Consider the following 21,016-nt stretch of genomic DNA (forward strand, 5'->3'; position numbering starts at 1 on the left):
CAACCGGTGTCCCGGCTTGGCGACATCGCGACCTTGATCGTTGGAACCACAGGAGTCGGCCATCGCTTGCTATCCGCCTTAGGTGCCGTGGGGAATTGGTCCGGGCGGAAGGCACGTTACGTTAATGGCCGGTCTAATTGAGGCCATTTAAAAATTCTATTAATTCATTATCGAGCGAATTGATAATTCACTATTGAACGAATTTTCGTTCCGCCCATAATTGTCTCGTCGGTGAATTGGTGCACCCCGGCAGGCGGGTAGCGGCCGCGGCAACGACGGCGAAGGTGACGCGGTGGTCACCAGTCGGTCGCACAACAAACACAGCAAACCGCGCCCGCGCTGCGTGTCGGCGCTCGTCTGGCGCGCAATCGGTGCATCGTAGAGCGGTTGGGCGGCAAATTACAGAAAGGAAGTCTTTTGACGGCGGCCGAGGCGAAAGATCCGGAGCCGGTGGTGGAGGGTGCCCCGGCTCACGATGGTGCGAAGGGCAAGCGCCGCCGCCGGCCGCGCTTCCGGGTGAGCATCCAGTCCAAGCTCATGGTGCTGTTGCTGCCGTCGAGCATCGTTTCGGTGGCCGCGATCGTGGCGGTCGGTTTTCACACCGGCCGTAGTTCGCTCAGCGCTGCCGCGTACGGACGTCTGACCCAGCTACGCGAATCGCAGCTGCGCGCGGTGGAAACGCTGTTCTCCGACCTGACCAATTCGCTGGTCATCTACGCCCGCGGGCTGACCGTGATAGACGCGGTCGCGCAGTTCACCGCCGGATTCGACCAACTGGCGGACGCGACGATAAGTCCGGCGCAGCAAGAGTCGCTCGTCAACTACTACAACGACCAGCTCATCAAACCGGTCGAACACCTGACTGGAACCAAACTCGACCTCGAAGCGCTGCTGCCGACATCGCCGGCGCAGAAATACCTGCAGGCGTACTACACCGCGCCGTTCACGTCCGATCAGGATTCGATGCGGCTGGACGACGCCGGCGATGGCAGCGCGTGGTCGGCCCCCAACGCGGAATTCAACGGCTACTTTCGCGAGATCGTCACCCGATTCGATTACGACGACGCGGTTCTACTCGATACCCGTGGCAACATCGTCTACAGCTTGAGTAAGGACCCCGATTTCGGCACCAACATACTGACCGGGCCGTATCGCGAATCCAACCTGCGTGATGCTTATCTCAGGGTGCTGGGCGCCAACGCCGTCGACTTCACCTGGATCACCGATTTCGAGCCGTATCAACCACAGCTGGACGCGCCGACGGCTTGGCTGGTGTCCCCGGTACTGCAGGGCGGCAGAACCGAAGGTGTGCTGGCGTTACCGCTGCCCATCGCCAAGATCAACAAGATGATGACCGCCGACAAGAACTGGCAAGCGGCCGGGATGGGTACCGGGACCGAGACCTATCTTGCCAGGCCGGACAACCTCATGCGATCGGATTCGAGGTTGTTCCTGCAGGATCCCGAAGAGTATCGCCGCCAGGCGGTGGCGGCCGGGACCTCACCGGAGGTGGTGAACCGGGCGATCCAACTCGGGAGCACGGTGTTGCTGCAACCGGTGGCGACCGCGGGTCTCCGTGAGGCGCAGCGGGGCCAGACCGGAACGGTCAGCGCGGTCGACTATACGGGTAACCGCGAGCTGGAAGCTTTTGCGCCGCTGAATATTCCCAACTCGGATCTGCATTGGTCGATCCTGGCGACCAACGACGATTCTGCGGCATTCGCCGCCGCGGCCGCGTTCAGCAAGGCGCTGGTATTGGTGACCGTGGCGATGATCGTGATCATCTGTGTCTTCTCGATGTTGATCGCCCAACTGATGGTGCGGCCGATCAGACGCCTGGAGGCGGGCACCGAGAAGATCAGCGGCGGTGACTACGACGTCGCGATTCCGGTGAAGTCGCGTGACGAGATCGGCGATCTGACCGCCGCTTTCAATGAGATGAGCCGAAGCCTGAATATCAAGGAGGATCTACTCAACGAGCAGCGCCGGGAAAACGATCGGCTGCTGCTGTCGATGATGCCCGAGCCGGTGGTGCAGCGGTATCGCGAGGGCGAGCAGACCATTGCCCAGGAACACCAGGACGTGACCGTGATCTTCGCTGACATCCTGGGCTTGGACGAGGTCTCCCGATCGCTGTCGGGCAACGAGTTGGTCGCCATCGTCGATGACCTGTTCCGCCAGTTCGCCTCGGCGGCTGAATCCCTTGGGGTGGAACGGATCCGCACGCTACACAACGGCTATCTGGCCAGCTGCGGGGTCACCACGCCACGTTTGGACAACGTCGCCCGCACGGTCGCATTCGCGCTGGAGATGCAGCGCATCATCGAGCGGTTCAACCACCAAAGCGGCCACCAACTACGGCTGCGGGCCGGAATCAACACCGGCAACGTCATCAGCGGGCTGGTCGGTCGAACCAGCGTTGTCTACGACATGTGGGGTGCGGCGGTCAGCACCGCCTACCAAATGCATAGTGGCTCACCGCAACCCGGTATCTACGTCACCTCGCAGGTGTATGAAGCGATGCGAGACGAGCGGCAGTTCGCACCGGCAGGGACCATCTCGGTCGGCGGTGCGGAAGAGCAGATCTACCGGATGTCGGAGCAGTCATGAACGTCCTGGGCGCCTCGTGGTTCCACTGGGCCATCGGCATCGCGATCGGAGTGCCGGTTGGCCTGATCCTGCTCACCGAGCTGCACAATTCGCTGGCCCGCAGGAACAGCCACCTGGCCCGTCAGGTCACCCTGCTGCGCAACTTCCTGCTCCCGCTCGGTGCGTTGCTGCTGTTCCTGGTCAAAGCCTCACAAGTGCCGGCAGGAGAAGGCACGGTACGAATCCTGACCACGGTGTTCGGCTTCCTGGTGCTGGTGTTGCTGCTCTCTGCGCTCAACGCTACGGTATTTGCCAGCGCGCCGCAGGACAGTTGGCTCAAGCGGTTGCCCACCATCTTTCTCGATGTGGCCCGGTTTGCGCTGATCGGTATCGGGCTGGCGATGATCCTGTCCTACGTCTGGGGGGTTCGGGTCGGAGGCATCTTCACCGCCTTGGGCGTGACGTCGGTCGTGATCGGCCTGATGCTGCAGAACTCCGTCGGCCAGATCGTGTCGGGCTTGTTCATGCTGTTCGAGCAGCCATTCCGGATCGACGACTGGTTGGACACGCCCACTGCGCGAGGGCGAGTGGTGGAGGTCAACTGGCGTGCCGTACACATCGAAACCGGAACCGGGCTGCGAATCACCCCAAACTCAGTGCTGGCGACGACGGCTTTCACCAACCTTAGTCGCCCGGGTGGTTCGCACAAGTGCACGGCAAGCATCACGAGAAATGCCCGTGAAGCGTCCTCGGTGCATCACGTAAAAATGCCCGCGAAACGGTCGATCCTCAGCAGGCATGGGAAGTGGGCTGTCGATGTCGTCTCGGGCCGAGATCACCGCGAAGTTCGCCAGGGCGTATGTGGGGGCGCCGAAGGCGGACAAGGGGCAGATTCTGGATCAGGTGGTGGCGGTCACCGGCTGGTCGCGTGACAACGCCCGGCGGCGGTTGAGGGCGGCGGCCGCGCCGCCGGGAGCGGGTCGGCAGGTCGCCAAACGGACTCGCCGGCAACGCAATCCGAAGTACTCTAGGATGCGCTCAAGGTGTTGCAGAAGGTGTGGGCGGCCTCAGGCGGGCAGTGCGGCCGGTATCTGGCCGCTTCCATGGCACTTCAGTTGGATGCTCTAGAACGCCACGGCGAACTGGTGGACGGCCGTGACCGTTACGGCCCGGCGGTGCGTGCCGAGCTGTTGGCGATGAGCAGCGCCACGATCGACCGCTACCTGCGCGGCGCCAAGGCCCGCGACCAGATCTCGGGTGTGTCGACGACGAAACCCTCCCCGCTGCTGCGGTCCTCGATCACCATCTGCAAAGCAGGCGATGAGGCCGAAGAATCTCCGGGGTTCTTCGAAGGCGACACCGTGGCGCACTGCGGCCCGACACTGAAAGGTGAGTTCGCCCGCACGGTCAACCTCACCGACATGCACATCGGCTGGGTGTTCACCCGCACGGTGCGCAACAACGCCCACCCCCACATCCTGGGCGCCCTCAAAACCGGAATTACTAAAATCCCTATAAGGTAACGGGTTTGGACTTCGACAACGGCACCGAATTCCTCAATAAGGCGGTCATCAAGTGGGCCGCGGACATGGAGATCTTCTTCACCCGCTCACGACCCTACAAGAAGAACGACCAGGCCACCATCGAGTCCAAAAACAACCACCTCGTGCGTCGCTACGGGTTCTACTACCGCTACGACACCGACGAAGAACGCGCCGTGCTCAACCGGCTGTGGCACCTGGTCAACGACCGGCTCAACTACCTGACCCCCACCATCAAACCCATCAGCTACGGCTGCAGCCGCGACGGTCACCGCCGCCGGCTCTACGACAAGCCCCAGACCCCCCTGGACCGGCTGCTGGCCGCCGGAGTCCTCTCAGCGGCCCAACAAACAGAGCTGCTCACCTACCGCAACAGCCTCAACCCCGCCGCGATCGCCCACCAGATCGCCGACCTGCAAGCCGCCCTGCTCAGACTCGCCAAAGACAAGACCGAACAGCTCTACCTCGCCGCCATACCCGCCGCTCTACCCGCCCTCAAAGCCGGCATCCGCATCAAAAGCAAGACCACCACCTGACCCCGATTTCGCGGGCATTCCTTACCTGATGCATGAACCAGGTTTCGCAGGCATCTTGACTTGATGCATCACGGCACAACCAAATTCGCGGCGGACGATGCGCCGGACAAGGTATGCGCGATGCTGACCAGGGTCGCCAGCGCATTGCCCAATCTCAAGAGCGGGGTGATGCCGGCCACGGTTGCCCTGGGCGGCGCCGAGTACCGCACCACTGTCCGCATCAAGTCTCCCGCCGAAGACGGTGCTGCCCACGATACGTTTTTGCGGTGGGTCTGGTACGCCGCCCGTCGCGAGGGGCTTGCGCTGGACGGGGCCGGTGACAGCTACTCGACCCCCCAACGAGTCCAGGACGCGTTGCGCGCGGTGAGCCCGGAACTCAAGCTCAGTCTGCTCGATCAGCAGTCGCTGGCCCCATACGCCAAGGTGGTGCGCTACGGCACCGATGAAACCGTCCAGCAAGCCGGCGTTGTGCCCAAAGGCATGTCCTTCATCATCGCCGGCAGCGTCCGTCTGATGGTGACGCCGGCGGACGGTCCCGCCGTCGCGGTCGGCACCCTCGGTAAGGGTGCCTTCCTGGGGGTGACCGCGTTGACTCGGCAACCCAACCCGGGCGGTGCGGTGGCGCTGGAAGAGGTGACCGTGCTCGACATCGATCGCGAGTATCTCGAGCGCATCGTGATGAGCAAGCCGGCGCTGTTGCAGGAGCTGGGGCGACTGATCGACGAGCGGCAGCTGAAGGTGCGGCAAGTAACCCAGCGCGAACGGGTCGCTTGACAGCAACCGCGGTCGCGACGTGGGCCCATCGGCCGGTGAGATTTGAGATCAACTGCTGGCTCATGTGCGATCGCGTGTTTCGCGCAAACGCCGTTTTGTCTGCGTTTCCGCGTTAGTCTGCTGCGGGATCTGCCGGTCCCGCGGCCATAGGCGAAAGGAAGCCGGGTGACATCGGGGCAGCCAACGGCACCCGTCACAGCAGCCGCGTCCGGTCAGACCGGCAGAACCGACAGTCGAGGTCGTCGGTTGCTGCGATTTCTCCGGGTCGGCATCCAGGCCAAGTTGTTGGTGACGCTGCTGGTCTGCAGCATCCTTTCGGTCGCGGTGGTCGGGGTCATCGGCTACGTCAGCGGTCGCAACGCGTTGCAGCGCGTTGCCGTTGAGCGGCTACTCCAGCTGCGGGAGGCCCAGAAGCGGCAGGTCGAGGCACTCTTCTTCGAGTTGACCAAGTCTGTGATGGTGTACAGCAACGGGATGAGCGCCAACGAAGCCACCGCGGCGTTCACCGACGGCTTCGCGCGACTGGCCAACGCGACCGTCGACCCGGTCCAGCAGCAGGCGATCGTCGACTACTACGTTAACGAGCTGATCAAGCCGATCGACCAGGCGACCGGACACGAACTCGATCTCGAGGCGGTGCTGCCTGCATCGCCCGCACAGACGTACTACACCGCACCGTTCAGTTCGTCGAGTGAGTCGATGCGCTTCAACAACGCCGGTGATGGCAGCGCATGGTCGGCGGCCAACGCCCGTTTCAACGACTTTTTCCGCGGCATCGTCACCCGATTCCAGTACCGCGACGCGTTGCTGCTCGACCTGCAAGGCAACGTCGTCTACTCGGTCAACAAGGGACCCGATCTGGGGACCAACCTCTTTACCGGCCCGTATCGCGAGACCAACCTGCGTACCGCGTATCAAAAGGCGCTGGCGTCCAATGAGATCGACTTCGTGTGGATCACAGACTTCCAGCGCTATCAGCCCGAAGTTGACGCCCCCACCGCGTGGCTGGTGTCGCCGGTCGGGGTGGACGGCAAGCTGCAGGGAGTGATGGCCCTGGCGTTGCCGCCCACCAACTTGAACCAGATCATGAACGCCAACGAGAAGTGGGAAGCCGTTGGCATGGGTCGATCGACCGAAACGTATCAGGCGGGCTCGGACAACCTGATGCGTTCGGACTCACGGCTTTTCCTGGAAAGCCCGGACGAATACCGCCGCGAGGCGCTGGCTGGCGGTACCCGAGAAGACGTCGTGAACAAGGCGATCCGGTTGGGGACCACGGTGCTGGTCCAACCGGTGCCCAGCGCGGGCTTGCGCGCTGCCCTGCGTGGACAGTCCGGCATCACCAAGGACACCGACTATCTGGGCAATCGAGAGTTGGAGGCCTACGCCCCACTGGACGTGCCCAATTCCGATCTGCGGTGGGCGATTCTGGCGACTCGAGACGACTGGGATGCCTACGAGCGATTGTCGTCGTTTGGCCGGACGGTGGTGTTGGCGGTCGCGGGCATCACCCTATTCATCTGCGTGGTGTCCATGGTGCTGGCCAAGCTGCTGGTGCGCCCGATCCGTCGGCTGGAGGCGGGCACCGAGAAGATCCGCTCCGGCGACTACGAGGTCACCGTGCCGGTCAAGTCGCGCGACGAACTTGGTGATCTCACTGCGGCTTTCAACGAGATGAGCAGCAATTTGAAAGTCAAAGATCAGCTGCTCACCGAGCAACGCAGCCAAAACGAGCAGCTGCTGCTCGCACTGATGCCAGAACCGGTGGTGCAGCGCTACCGAGCGGGCGGCGAGGTCATCGCCGAAGAGCATCAGGATGTCACGGTCATCTTCGCCGAGCTCATCGGGCTCGAAGAGATCTCCGACGGGCTCTCTGGTGACGAATTGGTCGGGATCGTCGACGAGCTGTTCCGACAGTTCGATTCGGCGGCCCAATTCCTGGGCGTGGAACCGATCCGCACATTTCACAATGGCTACCTCGCCGCCTGCGGCGCCACCACGCCGCGACTGGACAACGTGCACCGGGGCATCGAGTTTGCCCTCGAGATCGAGCTCATCGTGAACAGGTTCGCCAACCAGTCACAGCATCCGCTGCGGGTGCGGGTCGGGGTCACCACCGGCAGAGTCGTCAGTGGTCTGGTGGGCCGATCGAACCTGGCCTACGACATGTGGGGTGGCGCGGTGCAGATGGCCTACCGAATGCACGGCCACCTGTCGGATCCGGGCATCTACGTCAGCGCCCGGGTACACGACGCGATGCGCGAAATATGGACGTTCACACCGGCCGGCGCCATCTCGGTCCGGGGATCACAGCAGCAGATCTGGCAAGTGTCGGAGCGGCGATGAGCGTGTTCGGCTCGGCCTGGTTCTACTGGGCCGTCGGAATCGCGGCGGCTCTGCCCGTGCTGGTCGTAATTCTCACCGAAGTCCAGCGGCTGTTGCGCCGCAGGCAAAGCGCGCTGGCCCGCCAAGTCGGCCTGCTGCGCAACTATGTGCTGCCGCTGGGCGCGCTGTTGCTGCTGATGGTCAATGCGACGGGAGTGCCGGCCCACGACACCGCGGTGCGGCTGCTGGCCACCGTATTCGGCTTCCTGGTCTTGGTCCTGCTGTTGTCCGGGCTCAATGCCGCGGTCTTCTCCGGGGCCCCGCAGGGTTCGTGGCGCCGACGGCTACCGGTCATCTTCGTCGACGTCGCACGGTTCGTACTGATCGGCGCCGGACCGGCGGTGATCCTCTCGTTCGTTTGGGGCGTTCGAATCGGCGGCCTGTTCACCGCGCTGGGGGTGACATCGGTCGTCATCGGTCTGATGTTGCAGAACTCCGTCAGCCAGATCGTTTCCGGCCTGTTCATGCTGTTCGAGCAACCGTTCCAGATCGACGACTGGCTCGATACGACCACCACGCGGGGACGAATTGTCGAGGTGAACTGGCGTGCAGTCCACATCGAGACCGGCAGCGGACTGCGAATCACCCCGAACTCGGTACTGGCCAGCACACCGTTCACCAACCTGAGCCGCCTGGCCGGCGCCTACCAGTTGGCGATACCGACCAAGTTTTCCGATGCGGACGCCCCCGATCGGGTGTGCGCGCTGCTGTCCCGGGTTGCCGCCGCGCTGCCGCAGCTCGACAGCGGGTTCCTAGTCACCACCGAGCCGGTCGGCGGCACCGAATACTGCACCACCATCGGGCTGCGGTCGCCGGCCGAGGAGAGTGCCGCGCGCGCAACATTTCTGCGCTGGATCTGGTACGCCGCGCGGCGGGAGGGGCTGCACCTCAACGGGGCCGATGACGATTTCTCGACCACCGAACGCGTCCAGCACGCGCTCAAGACGGTGGTGGCACCGGTGATGAGGCTCAGCGATACCGACCAGCAGGCGTTGTTGTCCAGCGCCAGGATCATTCGGTTCGCGGCCGGTGAAACCATGGAGTACGCCGGACAGGTGCCGGCCGGGATGACGTTCTTGATCACCGGACGCGTGCGGCTGACCGCGACGGCCGAAGACGGGTCGGTCGTGCCGGTCACCACGTTGCATGAAGGCGGATTCCTGGGGCTCACGGCGCTGACCCGCCAACCCAACCTGGCCGGCGCACATGCGCTCGACGAGGTCACCGCGCTCGAGGTCGACCGCGAGCACCTCGAACATCTGGTGATGCGTGAACCACTGCTGCTGCAGGATTTTGGTCACATCCTCGAGGAGCGGCAAAGCAAGGTGCGACGGGTGGGTGGCCTCAATTAGCCCCCCTGGCAGCCCGGCCCCGCGCGGCCGGGCTGCCACCCGAACGGGCCGTCTTACTCGTCCGGCTAACGCCCGTTACCCTGGGGTAATGACTGTGCAAGCAGCACCCAGGAGTGCAGCGGCCCAGCAGCGCGAGCCGGACTTGCGCCAAGAGGTGCATGACGCCGCGCGCCGGGCGCGGGTCGCCGCTCGACTGTTGGCCGTGGTGCCGACCGGGGTCAAAGACCGCGCGCTGCATGCGGCCGCCGATGCGATATTGGCCCACGTCGACCAGATTCTGTCGGCCAACGCCGAAGACCTCGACGCGGCACGGGCCGCCGATACCCCCGCCGCGATGCTCGACCGGCTGGCCCTCAACCCGCAACGGGTCGATGGGATCGCCGCGGGCCTGCGTCAGGTCGCGGGCCTGCCCGACCCGGTTGGCGAAGTGTTGCGCGGCTACACCTTGCCCAACGGTCTGCAGCTGCGCCAGCAGCGTGTCCCGCTCGGGGTGGTCGGCATGATCTACGAGGGGCGTCCGAACGTCACCGTGGATGCTTTCGGACTCACCCTCAAGTCGGGTAACGCGGCATTGCTGCGCGGCAGTTCGTCGGCGGCACGGTCCAACGAAGCCCTGGTCAACGTGTTGCGGTCGGCCCTCGACAGCGAGCAGCTGCCCGCCGACGCGGTCCAGCTGCTCTCCAGCGCCGACCGGTCCACGGTCACCCATCTCATCCAGGCCCGCGGCCTGGTCGACGTGGCAATTCCGCGTGGCGGTGCGGGCCTGATCGACGCGGTGGTGCGTGATGCGCAGGTTCCAACCATCGAGACCGGCGTCGGCAACTGCCATGTCTACGTGCATGAAGCCGCCGACCTCGACGTCGCCGAACGAATCCTGCTCAACTCCAAGACCCGCCGACCCAGCGTCTGCAACGCGGCCGAGACGCTGTTGGTCGACGCGGCGATCGCCGAGCATGCCATGCCCCGGCTGATTGGCGCTCTGCAGGACGCCGGTGTCACCGTGCATCTCGATGCGGATGAGCAGGACCTGCGTCGTGAATACCTGGCGATGGAGATCGCGGTGGCGGTGGTGGACGGTGTGGACGGCGCCATTGCCCACATCAACGAGTACGGCACCGGTCACACCGAGGCCATCGTGACCACTAATCTTGCTGCGGTCCAACGGTTTACCGAGCGGATTGATGCCGCTGCGGTGATGGTCAACGCATCGACGGCCTTCACCGACGGTGAGCAGTTCGGCTTCGGCGCCGAGATCGGTATCTCGACTCAGAAGCTGCACGCCCGCGGTCCGATGGGCTTGCCGGAACTGACCTCGACCAAGTGGATCGTGTGGGGTGAGGGTCACACGCGTCCGGCCTGACGGCCCCCGTTAGGACCTGTAAGGAGAACCATTGTGAGCGTGCCAGCACGGTCCGTACCGCTGTTCGCCGACATCGCCGATGTCTCACGCAGGTTGGCGCAGACCGGCTATCTGCCGGACACCGCCACCGCGACCGCGGTCTTTCTCGCCGACCGGCTCGGCAAGCCGCTGCTGGTAGAAGGCCCCGCCGGGGTGGGCAAGACCGAACTGGCCCGCGCCGTCGCGCAAGCCACCGGCTCCGGGCTGGTCCGGCTGCAGTGCTACGAGGGCGTGGACGAGGCCCGCGCGTTGTACGAGTGGAACCACGCCAAACAGATCCTGCGCATCCAGTCCGGCTCGGGTGACTGGGAGGCGACAAAGGATGACGTCTTCAGCGAGGAATTCTTGCTGCAGCGCCCGCTGCTGACCGCTATTCGACGCACGGAACCGACGGTGCTGCTGATCGATGAAACCGACAAGGCCGACATCGAGATTGAAGGCCTGCTGCTGGAGGTGCTGTCCGACTTTGCGGTCACCGTCCCCGAGCTGGGCACGCTGACCGCAACCCGGGCGCCGTTCGTGCTGCTGACCTCTAACGCCACCCGAGAGCTGTCCGAGGCGCTCAAGCGGCGCTGCCTATTCCTGCACATCGACTTCCCGACTCCCGAAATGGAACGCCGCATTCTGTTGTCGCGGGTTCCCGAGCTGCCCGAGCACATCGCCGAGGAGCTGGTGCGCATCATCGGGGTCCTGCGCGGGATGCAGCTCAAGAAGCTGCCGTCGATTGCCGAGACCATCGACTGGGGCCGCACCGTGCTGGCGCTGGGGCTGGACACCATCGACGATGCGGTCGTTGCTGCCACCCTCGGTGTGGTGCTCAAACATCAGTCCGATCAGCAACGCGCAACCGGGGAACTCCGGTTGAACTGAGGGGATTGCGCTGATGGCCACTCGCCGTATCCGACCTAGCTACCCGCTCGCCCCGCACGGGTTGCCCGGCCATCTGGTTGGTTTCGTGGAAGCGCTTCGCGGCAGCGGAATTTCGGTGGGCCCCTCGGAGACGGTGGACGCCGGCCGAGTGATGGCGGCCCTTGGGTTCGAGGATCGTGAGGTGCTGCGCGAGGGCATCGCTTGCGCGGTGCTGCGCCGGCCCGACCACCGCGACACCTACGACGCCATGTTCGACCTGTGGTTCCCGGCCGCCCTGGGCGCGCGGGCGGTCATCACCGAGGAGCAAGCCGGGCAGTCCGAGGGCTTGCCGCCCGACGACGTCGAGGCGATGCGGCAGATGCTGCTGGATTTGCTCACCGACAACCCGGATCTGGCCGACATGGACCAGCGGCTGGTGGGGATGATTGCGCGGATCGTGGAGACCTACGGCAAGTACAACTCCAGCCGGGGGCCGTCGTTCTCGTCGTATCAGGCGCTCAAGGCGATGGCGCTGGACGAACTCGAGGGCAAGCTGTTGGCCGGCCTGCTTGCCCCCTATGGTGACGAGCCCACCCCCACCCAAGAGCAGATCGCTAAAGCGATTGCAGCGCAGAGGGTTTCTCAGCTCCGCAAGATGGTCGACGCGGAGACCAAGCGGCGCACCGCCGAGCAGCTTGGGCGTGACCACGTCCAGATGTACGGCATTCCGCGGCTTTCCGAAAATGTCGAGTTCCTGCGAGCCTCCGGTGAGCAACTGTGTCAGATGCGCCGGGTGGTTGCCCCACTGGCGCGCACGCTGGCGACCCGGTTGGCGGCTCGGCGGCGCCGCGCTCGGGCGGGTTCCATCGATCTGCGCAAGACGCTGCGCAAATCGATGTCCACCGGTGGGGTGCCGATCGACGTGGTGTTGCGCAAGCCGCGCCCGGCGCGCCCGGAACTGGTTGTGCTGTGCGACGTCTCCGGTTCGGTGGCGGGGTTCAGTCACTTCACGTTGCTGTTGGTACATGCGCTACGCCAACAGTTTTCGCGGGTGCGGGTCTTTGCGTTTATCGACACCACCGACGAAGTGACGCACATGTTCGGGCCGGATGCTGACTTGGCTGTGGCGATCCAGCGGATCACCAGGGAGGCCGGGGTTTACAGCCGAGACGGCCATTCCGACTACGGCAACGCGTTTGTCTCTTTCATGCAGGGTTTCCCCAACGTGCTGTCCCCGCGCAGCTCGCTTCTGGTGCTCGGTGACGGTCGCACCAACTACCGGAATCCGGCCACCGACGTGCTGGCCGACATGGTGACCGCGAGTAGGCACGCGCACTGGCTCAACCCCGAGCCCCAACACCTGTGGGGCAGCGGAGACTCGGCGGTGCCGCGCTATCAGGAGGTCATCGCGATGCACGAATGCCGATCGGCAAAGCAGCTGGCCACCGTGATCGACGAACTACTGCCGGTGTGACCGGGGCACTTCAGTGCGTCTTGCGAAAGACCAGCCAGCGCAGCTCGATCGGGCTCATCTCGCGGGCTATCGGAAACACGTCGAGGCCGCTGACCCAGTCGGCGTACCAGCTGGTGGGAGGCCAGGCGTCGGCCGGCAGATGCGCCTTCTCGTATTCGTACACGGAGTCGTCGGCGATGAGTTCGACGGGTAGTCCGGCCGCCGCAACCGATAGCTCGTGCCGGGTGAAAATGGTCGTGTAGGCCTGTTGGCCGAACTCGCGTGCCGCCTGGTCCGGCGTGTAGCCGCCGCAGGCCAGGAAGGCGTTGAAGACCGAGCGCGCACCGGGAGCAAGGCATTGTGCGGCTAGTTCGAAGAGCTCGCGCAACTGCTGGGTGGTTCGAAAGTCCGACACCACCTCCGAGAGCACGATCAGCTGATAATCGCGCCGCAGGTCCGCAATGGTCGTGAAGACGTCGCGCACGATGACGCGTACGTCGAGGCCCTCCTTCTCGGCGTCGGCCCGGATCATCTCGGCGAATTTCGGCGTCAGTTCCACGACGTCGACCGGATGCCCCCGTCGCGCCAGGGCAAGGGCATTGCGCCTGGTCCCCGCACCGATCTCGAGCACCCGATGCGTGCTGGGATCGGCCGTCTCGTTAGCCAGCGCCCACACCCGAGCGTCGGGTTCGGTACCGAACAGCGGGGGCTTGCGGGTGTCGATCCAGTTTTCGTAGGCGGCCTCCACGGTCCACCAGCGCGCATTGACCTCGTAGTTCAGCGTTGGGCCGACGGGCGCGTTGAACGAGATGATGATGCTGGAACGGGGCGAGGCCGAGTAGGCCTGAGCCAACTGGCCTTCGAGCACCGAACGCAGATGGGCAAGCTCCTCCTCGGAGAACTTTCGTCCCACATCGGCGAACATGCCATCGCACATCTTCACGTACTCGTCGATCATGGCCGGCACCGCCGGCAGCGTGATCTTGCCGGTGACCTCCGATCGGCTATAAAACCGCCGGGTCATCGAATTTTTCAGCGACTGCTGGGAGTCCACGGAGCCCAGCGGCATGTTTTCCACAGACCCCTTTTACCTGACCGGGCGGCTCGATGCGGCGCCATTGCTCAAAGGCTCATGATTCGCAAAACGCGAAGCGGCTCCCGCAGGTCCGGGCTGGGCCAGGCGGACCAGCGGCCCAGTGCCTGTCGTTTGCCCCGTCCGGGCCGTTTCCCGCACGATCTGAGCGGCGCCGTGCGCTCAAGTAAGCTGGCAAACCGTGCAAAAGCACCGTCGCAGGCTAGGTGTCATGGGTGGGACTTTCGATCCCATCCATTACGGTCACCTGGTCGCCGCCAGTGAGGTAGCCGACCGCTACGAACTCGACGAGGTCGTGTTCGTGCCCAGCGGACAGCCGTGGCAGAAGGGACGGCGTGTTTCGCCTGCCGAAGACCGCTATCTGATGACGGTCATCGCGACCGCTTCCAACCCTCGCTTTTCGGTCAGCCGGGTCGACATCGACCGGGGCGGTCCTACCTACACCAAGGACACGCTGCGGGATCTGCATGCCCTCAACCCGGCTGCGGAGCTGTACTTCATCACCGGTGCCGACGCCCTGGCCTCGATCATGTCCTGGCAGGGCTGGGAGCAGATGTTTGAGTCGGCCCGGTTCGTCGGAGTGAGTCGGCCGGGCTACGAACTGCGCCACGACCATGTCACCGCCGCGCTGGACGGGCTCGCCGAGGACGCCTTGTCCCTGGTGGAGATCCCGGCGCTGGCGATCTCATCGACGGATTGCCGTCGGCGCGCCGCGCATGGTCGACCCCTGTGGTACCTGATGCCCGACGGCGTCGTGCAGTATGTCTCAAAACGCAGGCTCTACCGCACGCCACCGGACTCGGGGGGCGGCGAGACCCTGGACACCACGACCATTCTGCCCGCGGGGAACAACACATGAGCGCTACTCAGGAAGCCATCGACATGGCGACGGTGGCTGCCGGCGCTGCGTCGGCCAAACTGGCCGACGACGTGCTGGTCATCGACGTGTCCGGACAGCTGGTCATCACCGACTGCTTCGTGATTGCTTCGGCGTCCAACGAGCGCCAGGTCAACGCCATCGTCGACGAGGTCGAGGAGAAGATGCGCCGAGCCGGCTATAAGTTGGCGCGCCGCGAGGGGGCCCGCGAGGGCCGCTGGACGTTGTTGGACTATCGCGACATCGTGGTCCACGTCCAGCATCAGGATGACCGCAGCTTTTACGCACTCGACCGGTTGTGGGCCGACTGCCCGGTAGTGGCGGTGGACTTGGCGGAGCGCTCCGATGACCCGGCGGAGGCGCCATGACCGTGCGCCGGCTGGTGATGTTGCGGCATGGGCAGACCGACTACAACCTGGGTAGCCGGATGCAGGGGCAACTGGACACCGATCTAAGCGACCTGGGCCGCGCCCAGGCCGTGGCCGCCGCAGAGGTGCTGGGCAAACTGCAGCCGCTGCTGATCGTCTCGTCGGATCTGCGGCGCGCGTACGACACCGCGACCAGGCTGGGGGAGCGCACCGGCCAGCAGGTGCGGGTGGACCCCCGGCTGCGTGAGACCCACCTCGGTGATTGGCAGGGACTGACCCACACCCAGATTGACGCCGAGGCGCCAGGCGCCCGGCTGGCATGGCGCGAAAATGCCGAGTGGGCTCCGCACGGCGGAGAAAGCAGAATCGATGTGGCCGCGCGCAGTGTGCCGTTGGTCACCGAGCTGGTCTCCGCCGAGCCGGAATGGGGTGGCCCCATCCAGGCGGACCGCCCGGTGGTGCTCGTCGCACATGGCGGTCTGATCGCTGCGTTGTCGGCCGCGCTGCTGAGGCTGCCGGTTTCCAACTGGCCCGCGTTGGGGGGCATGGGCAACGCCAGCTGGGTGCAGCTGTCCGGCCATTCCGACGCTGCCGGCAGCGATTTCGACGCGATCCGGTGGCGTCTGGACGTGTGGAACGCTTCGGCGCAGGTCGCCAACGATGTCCTCTGAGCGCGGGGCAAGCCCCAGCCAACGGCCCCTGCTGCTGGTTTTCGCCGACTCGCTGTCCTACTACGGTCCGACCGGCGGACTGCCCGCCGACGATCCCCGCATATGGCCGAATATCGTTGCAGCACAACTAGGGTGGGATCTGGAACTGATCGGGCGGATCGGCTGGACATGCCGCGACGTCTGGTGGGCGGCCACCCAGGATCCGCGGTCGTGGGCGGCGCTACCCCGAGCCGGCGCGGTGATCTTTGCCACCAGCGGGATGGACTCACTGCCCTCGGTGTTGCCGACGGCGTTGCGCGAGCTCATTCGCTATGTGCGTCCACCGTGGTTGCGACGGTGGGTGCGCGACGGGTACGCCTGGGTGCAGCCACGGCTGTCACCGGTGGCTCCCTCGGCCCTGCCGGCGGATCTGAGCGCTGAATACCTCGAACAGACTCGTAGCGCAATCGATTTCAACCGCCCGGGCATTCCCGTTGTGGCGTCCCTACCGTCAGTGCACATAGCCGAGACCTACGGCAAGGCGCATCACGGCCGCCCCGGCACCGTGTCCGCGATAACACGATGGGCACAGCGCCACGATGTCCCGCTGGTAGATCTCAAAGCCGCAGTTGCCGAAGAGATCATGAGCGGGCGCGGCAACCCGGACGGCATCCACTGGAATTTCGAGGCTCACCAGGGGGTCGCGGAGCTGATGCTCAAGGCGCTGGCCGAAGCCGGGGTGCCCAGCGAGAAGCCGCGCAGCTAATCCATGGCCGTTGTGGTGGTCACGGATACATCGGCGCGCCTGCCCGCCGATATCCGAGAACGGTGGGCGATACGCGAGGTCCCGCTGCATATCCTGCTCGACGGCGTCGACCTGCGTGACGGTGTGGATGAGGTCCCCGACGATATTCACAAGTGTCATGCCACCACTGCCGCGGCCACCCCGGCCGAGCTGCGTGCCGCCTATCGCGCAGCGCTGGCCGATAGTGCCGGTGATGGGGTAGTGGCGGTGCATATTTCGGCGGGACTGTCGGGAACCTACCGCGCCGCCAAACTGGCCGCGGCGGATCTGGGGCCCGACGTGCGCGTCATCGACTCGAAGTCGGCCGCGATGGGAACCGGGTTCGTCGCGCTCGCGGCGGCGCGGGCCGCTGCGGCCGGAGAAGATCTCGAATCCGTTGGGCGCGCTGCCGATGCCGCCGCGAGCCGGACGCACGAGTTCGTCGTCGTCCACCGGCTGGACAACTTGCGCCGCAGCGGACGAATCGGCGGTGCCAAGGCATGGCTGGGCACCGCATTGGCCCTCAAGCCGCTGTTGCGGGTTGAGGACGGAAAACTCGTGCTAGCCCAACGGGTTCGCACCGTCAAGCATGCAATGGCGGCGCTGGTCGACCGAGTATGTGAAGTGGTCGGGCGCGAACCTGTGCTCTTGGCCGTGCATCATGTCACCAATGTGGAGGGCGCCAACAGCGTCGCGGCGGAACTGGGCCGCCGCCTTCCGGCATGTGAGCCGGCGCTGGTGACCCCACTGGGGCCGGTGCTGGCGTTGCACGTCGGCGCCGAAGCGGTCGCGGTTTGCGTGCAAGTCGGCGCTGCTTCGCCGCGAGGGTAGCCCAAACACCGAGTTGTTCGGACAGGGCGCGGTTTTCAGTGAGTTGGCGCCGCGACCCTGGGCCGGGCATTGTCACCGCGCGGGTGCACAACCTGCGGCCACCAGAACGAGCGGCCCAGCAACGTCGCGATCGATGGCATCAGCAGGGTGCGTACGATCAGCGTGTCCAGCAGTAGGCCGATGCACACCGTGGACCCGAACTGTCCGAGCACCCGCAGATCGCTGCCCAGCATGGACGCCATGGTGAAGGCGAACACCAGACCTGCGGCGGTCACCACCCCACCGGTTCCGGTCATGGACCGGATGATCCCGGTCTTGAGTCCGGCGTGGATTTCTTCGCGGAACCGCGAGACCAGCAACAGGTTGTAGTCCGACCCGACGGCCAGCAGGATGATGACCGACAGCGCGGCCACGATCCAGTGGATCTTGATGCCGAACAAATCCTGCCAAATGAGCACGGACAGACCGAATGACGCGGCGATCGAGCTGGCTGCGGTGCCGACGATCACCAGGGCGGCGACGACGCTTCGGGTGAGCAGCAACATGATCAAGAAGATCAGTGTCAGCGCAGATACCACCGCGATCATCAGGTCGTACTTTTCGCCGTCGGCCATGTCTTTGAAGGTGGCGGCGGTTCCGCCCAGATAGACCTTCGCATCCGAGAGCGACGATTGCTTCAGGCCCTCCTGCGCCGCTGTGCGTTCCGCGTCGACCCGCGAAATTCCCTCCGGGGTCATCGGATCGCCCTGGTGGGTAATGAAAAACCGGGCCGATTTTCCGTCCGGAGACAAGAACATCCGAAGCCCCGTCTGGAAGTCCGGGTTGTCGAAGGCTTCCGGAGGCAGGTAGAACAAGTCATCGTTCTTGGAAGCGTCGAAACTCTGGCCCATGACGATAGCGGTGTTGCTGAGTTCGTCCATCTGGTCGAGCATCGCCGAGAACGTGGACTGCATGGTCAGCGTCAGCGCTTTGGTCGTCTTCATGGTGGCGATCATCGGGGGAATCAAAGTCAGCATCTGTGACGTGAGACCGGCCGTGTGCTGTATGTCTTCGGTGAGTTCGGAGAACTTCTCGGAAAGCTTGTCGATCCCGTCCAGAGAGTCGAACAGCGATCTGAACGACCAGCAGATCGGAACGTAGAAACAGTTTTTTTCCCAGTAGAAGTAGGACCGCATCGGTCGCCAGAAGTCATCGAACTCGGCGAGGTGGTCTCGCAGCTCGTCGGTGATGGTCGAGGTTTCGGCGGTGACGCGCGCCATGTCGGTCGTGGTGGTGTCGAGCTCGCGCATGACGGCGTACATGCGTTCTGTGGTGTCGATCAGGACCTGCATCTCGTCGGCCATCTTGGTCATGTCGGCCATCCGCTCTTTCAGGAACGCCATGTTCTGCATCATGGTCTGGCTTTGCATGCTGTTCTGAAACGGTATGGAGCTGTGCTGGATCGGGATGCCCAGCGGCCTGGTGATGTCCTGGATCATGGCGATGCCCACGGTGCGGATGACGTTTTTGGCCACTTTGTCCAGGACAAGCATGTCCGCCGGGTTTCGCATGTCGTGTTCGGCCTCGATCATCAACATGTCGGGGTTCATCCGGGCGTGCGAAAAGTGCCGGTCGGCAGCCGCCTCGCCGAGATTGGACGGCGCCGAGGCCGGTAGGTAGTAGCGGTCGTTGTAGCTGGTCTTGAAACCGGGCAGGGCGACCATGCCGACCAGAACGATCGCGCCGCTCAGCGCCAGAATCGGTGCGGGCCAACGCACCACCGCGGTGCCGACCCGCCGCCACAGCCGGCCTCTATTGGCGGCCCGCTTGGATTCGAATAGGTGGAATCGGCTGCCCACGAATACCACTGCGGGACCCAGTGTCAGCCCGGCCAACACGACGACCAACATCCCGATTGCCACGGGTGCGCCCATCGTGTTGAACCAGGGCAGCCGCGCGAAACTCAGACAGTAGGTGGCACCGGCGATGGTCAGGCCGGATCCCAAGACCACCGGGGCCACCCCACGAAAGGTTTTGTAGTAGGCGTCTTCTCGGTCCTCGCCCGCTTGGCGCGCCTCTTGGTAGCGGCCGACCAGAAAGATCCCGTAGTCGGTCCCGGCGGCGATCGCCAGCATCGTCAGAATGTTCGCGGCAAACGTTGTGAGCCCGAATACGTTGTGGTAGCCCAATACCGCCACCACTCCCCGCGAGGAGGCCAATGCGATTCCGGTCATGAACAGCTGGATCACGGTGGTGACGATGGAGCGGTAGACCAGCAGCAACATCACCGCGATGGCGCCCAGGGTGAACATGGTGATCTTGGCCAAGCTGGCGTTGCCGATCAGGTGCATGTCGTCGCTGAGCGCGGCGGGCTCGGTGACATATGCCTTGACCCCGGCGGGTTCGTCCGTTCGGTTGATGACGTCACGCACGGCTTCGACCGATTCATTGGCTAGGGTCGTGCCCTGGTTTCCGGCCAGGTTCACCATCACGTAGGCGCTTTTGCCATCGGCGCTTTGGGCCCCCGCGGCGGTCAGCCGGTCGCCCCAGAAATCCTGGATGTGCTGTATGTGCTCGGGGTCCTGGCGCAGCTGGCGAATCAGGCTGTCGTAGTACTGGTGCGCGTCATCGCCGAGCTTGTGCTGGCCCTCCAGGACGATCATGACCGTGCTGTTGGAATCGAATTCCCGGAAGTTGTGTCCCAGCCGCATCATCGCCTTCATCGACGGCGCGTCCATCGGGGTCATCGGCGCGGAATGTTGTTCGCTGACCACCTCGAGCGACGGGACGACCACGTTGACCAGGACCGTCAGCAGCACCCAGCCCAGGATGATCGGCACGGCAAGGATCCGGATGGTGTGCGGAATGACCGGGCGGTGGCCGCGCTCGCGGTTGGGTGCGTCGCCGGTGGCCGCGCGGATTTCGATCGGGCCGGTGTCCTCGGTGCTGATACTGGCGCCGCTGTTGGACTCGCTCATGCCGATTTCACTAAGCAAAAGGTCTGCGGATTGACCCCGGCGGCCGACTTCTCTTCCCGGACCACACCATCCACGGTGATACGGCAGCCGATCTGACTACCGTCGCCTTGAGCCATAATGTTCGCGCTCACCGAGGGCAGCGTCGTCGAGATCGTGAACGACCACGGCAGGGGAGCCGCGTTTACCTGGTGTGTGTTGGCGTCGGCGTCCCAGAAGTTGATGTTGGCGGTGGATCCGGTGGGGCCGGAGATTTCATAGATGACGACCTTGGGGTTGAACTGCACGATGTCGATCCCGGCACCGGCGTTGGCGTTGAGGTCCTCAGAACCGAATATCTTGTGCAGGCGTGACACCACCAAGCCCGAGATGGCCAGTACCACCACCATCAGCAAGGGGATCCAGGCTCGTTTGAGCACGCTGGTAACAGGAATCGTAGGCACCCGACCGCCCCTCCGCTCGCCGATGCAGCTCGCCATGGCCTGCTGGGTAAGCAACTTTCCGGCGTAGGCAAGAAAATATTTGCTTGGCTAAGCAGTCTAACTCTTAGTGCACGACTTCGTTCCTCCGGGGGGATCGGG

General features: G+C 64.5%; 17 protein-coding genes and 2 pseudogenes. 16 read left to right on the top strand and 3 right to left on the bottom strand.

Features of this window, described 5'->3' with window-relative positions:
• Nucleotides 1-417 precede the first annotated feature (417 nt).
• From G6N41_RS14255 to G6N41_RS14305, 11 genes and pseudogenes are all read left to right on the top strand, one after another.
• Nucleotides 418-2,610, top strand: coding sequence for an adenylate/guanylate cyclase domain-containing protein (locus tag G6N41_RS14255; RefSeq protein ID WP_198913146.1), 2,193 nt, complete (start codon nt 418-420; stop codon nt 2,608-2,610).
• Nucleotides 2,607-3,356 (top strand): annotated as a pseudogene (locus G6N41_RS14260) (mechanosensitive ion channel domain-containing protein); the annotation flags it as partial. The gene G6N41_RS14255 and the pseudogene G6N41_RS14260, both read left to right, overlap by 4 nt.
• Before the next feature lie 49 nt (nt 3,357-3,405).
• A complete protein-coding gene (locus G6N41_RS14265; protein ID WP_198968056.1) occupies nt 3,406-3,717 on the top strand; it encodes a hypothetical protein in 312 nt (103 codons plus the stop codon).
• On the top strand, nt 3,693-4,112 hold the full coding sequence (locus G6N41_RS14270; protein WP_198913147.1) for a hypothetical protein: 420 nt from the start codon (nt 3,693-3,695) through the stop codon (nt 4,110-4,112). The genes G6N41_RS14265 and G6N41_RS14270 overlap by 25 nt, the downstream gene beginning before the upstream one ends.
• Nucleotides 4,113-4,117: 5 nt before the next feature.
• Entirely contained in the window at nt 4,118-4,666 is a 549-nt protein-coding gene (locus tag G6N41_RS14275; RefSeq protein ID WP_231608476.1) for a hypothetical protein, read from the top strand.
• A gap of 75 nt (nt 4,667-4,741) precedes the next feature.
• Nucleotides 4,742-5,440 (top strand): annotated as a pseudogene (locus tag G6N41_RS14280) (Crp/Fnr family transcriptional regulator); the annotation flags it as partial.
• Nucleotides 5,441-5,605: 165 nt separating this feature from the next.
• Nucleotides 5,606-7,786, top strand: a complete 2,181-nt coding sequence (locus G6N41_RS14285; protein ID WP_198913148.1) for an adenylate/guanylate cyclase domain-containing protein — start codon at nt 5,606-5,608, stop codon at nt 7,784-7,786.
• A complete protein-coding gene (locus G6N41_RS14290) occupies nt 7,783-9,177 on the top strand; it encodes a mechanosensitive ion channel family protein (RefSeq protein ID WP_198913149.1) in 1,395 nt (464 codons plus the stop codon). Before G6N41_RS14285 ends, G6N41_RS14290 begins: the two co-directional genes overlap by 4 nt.
• A gap of 88 nt (nt 9,178-9,265) precedes the next feature.
• Nucleotides 9,266-10,537, top strand: coding sequence for a glutamate-5-semialdehyde dehydrogenase (locus G6N41_RS14295; RefSeq protein WP_198913150.1), 1,272 nt, complete (start codon nt 9,266-9,268; stop codon nt 10,535-10,537).
• 33 nt (nt 10,538-10,570) lie between these two features.
• Nucleotides 10,571-11,446 carry an AAA family ATPase gene (locus G6N41_RS14300; protein WP_011741427.1) on the top strand — a complete coding sequence of 292 codons (876 nt, stop codon included), beginning with the start codon at nt 10,571-10,573 and terminating at the stop codon, nt 11,444-11,446.
• Nucleotides 11,447-11,459: 13 nt separating this feature from the next.
• Nucleotides 11,460-12,899: a vWA domain-containing protein gene (locus tag G6N41_RS14305; RefSeq protein ID WP_198913151.1), complete on the top strand. Its 1,440-nt coding sequence runs from the start codon at nt 11,460-11,462 to the stop codon at nt 12,897-12,899.
• Between the two features lie 10 nt (nt 12,900-12,909).
• Here the strand turns inward: G6N41_RS14305 and G6N41_RS14310 are convergent, their stop codons facing one another.
• Entirely contained in the window at nt 12,910-13,947 is a 1,038-nt protein-coding gene (locus tag G6N41_RS14310; protein WP_407663820.1) for a class I SAM-dependent methyltransferase, read from the bottom strand.
• Nucleotides 13,948-14,152: 205 nt separating this feature from the next.
• Between G6N41_RS14310 and nadD the strand changes: the two genes are divergently transcribed.
• From nadD to G6N41_RS14335, 5 genes are read left to right on the top strand one after another with little or no spacing between them, the layout of a single operon-like run.
• Nucleotides 14,153-14,830: a nicotinate-nucleotide adenylyltransferase gene (nadD, locus tag G6N41_RS14315; RefSeq protein ID WP_081435735.1), complete on the top strand. Its 678-nt coding sequence runs from the start codon at nt 14,153-14,155 to the stop codon at nt 14,828-14,830.
• Nucleotides 14,827-15,216 carry a ribosome silencing factor gene (gene rsfS / locus G6N41_RS14320; RefSeq protein WP_020730275.1) on the top strand — a complete coding sequence of 130 codons (390 nt, stop codon included), beginning with the start codon at nt 14,827-14,829 and terminating at the stop codon, nt 15,214-15,216. The genes nadD and rsfS overlap by 4 nt, the downstream gene beginning before the upstream one ends.
• Nucleotides 15,213-15,887 carry a glucosyl-3-phosphoglycerate phosphatase gene (gpgP, locus tag G6N41_RS14325; protein WP_198913153.1) on the top strand — a complete coding sequence of 225 codons (675 nt, stop codon included), beginning with the start codon at nt 15,213-15,215 and terminating at the stop codon, nt 15,885-15,887. Before rsfS ends, gpgP begins: the two co-directional genes overlap by 4 nt.
• Nucleotides 15,877-16,632: a diglucosylglycerate octanoyltransferase gene (gene octT, locus G6N41_RS14330; protein ID WP_198913154.1), complete on the top strand. Its 756-nt coding sequence runs from the start codon at nt 15,877-15,879 to the stop codon at nt 16,630-16,632. The genes gpgP and octT overlap by 11 nt, the downstream gene beginning before the upstream one ends.
• A 3-nt stretch (nt 16,633-16,635) precedes the next feature.
• Nucleotides 16,636-17,481 (top strand): DegV family protein, encoded by an 846-nt coding sequence (locus G6N41_RS14335; RefSeq protein WP_198913155.1) that lies wholly within the window; start codon nt 16,636-16,638, stop codon nt 17,479-17,481.
• A 35-nt stretch (nt 17,482-17,516) separates the two neighbouring features.
• Here the strand turns inward: G6N41_RS14335 and G6N41_RS14340 are convergent, their stop codons facing one another.
• Both G6N41_RS14340 and G6N41_RS14345 read right to left on the bottom strand, forming a co-directional pair.
• Nucleotides 17,517-20,438 (bottom strand): MMPL/RND family transporter, encoded by a 2,922-nt coding sequence (locus tag G6N41_RS14340; RefSeq protein ID WP_198913156.1) that lies wholly within the window; start codon nt 20,436-20,438, stop codon nt 17,517-17,519.
• On the bottom strand, nt 20,435-20,824 hold the full coding sequence (locus G6N41_RS14345) for an MmpS family transport accessory protein (protein ID WP_020730278.1): 390 nt from the start codon (nt 20,822-20,824) through the stop codon (nt 20,435-20,437). The genes G6N41_RS14340 and G6N41_RS14345 overlap by 4 nt, the downstream gene beginning before the upstream one ends.
• Nucleotides 20,825-21,016: the final 192 nt, after the last annotated feature.

The organism is Mycobacterium shottsii, from assembly GCF_010728525.1.
In the GTDB taxonomy this organism is placed as follows: Bacteria; Actinomycetota; Actinomycetes; order Mycobacteriales; family Mycobacteriaceae; genus Mycobacterium; species Mycobacterium marinum.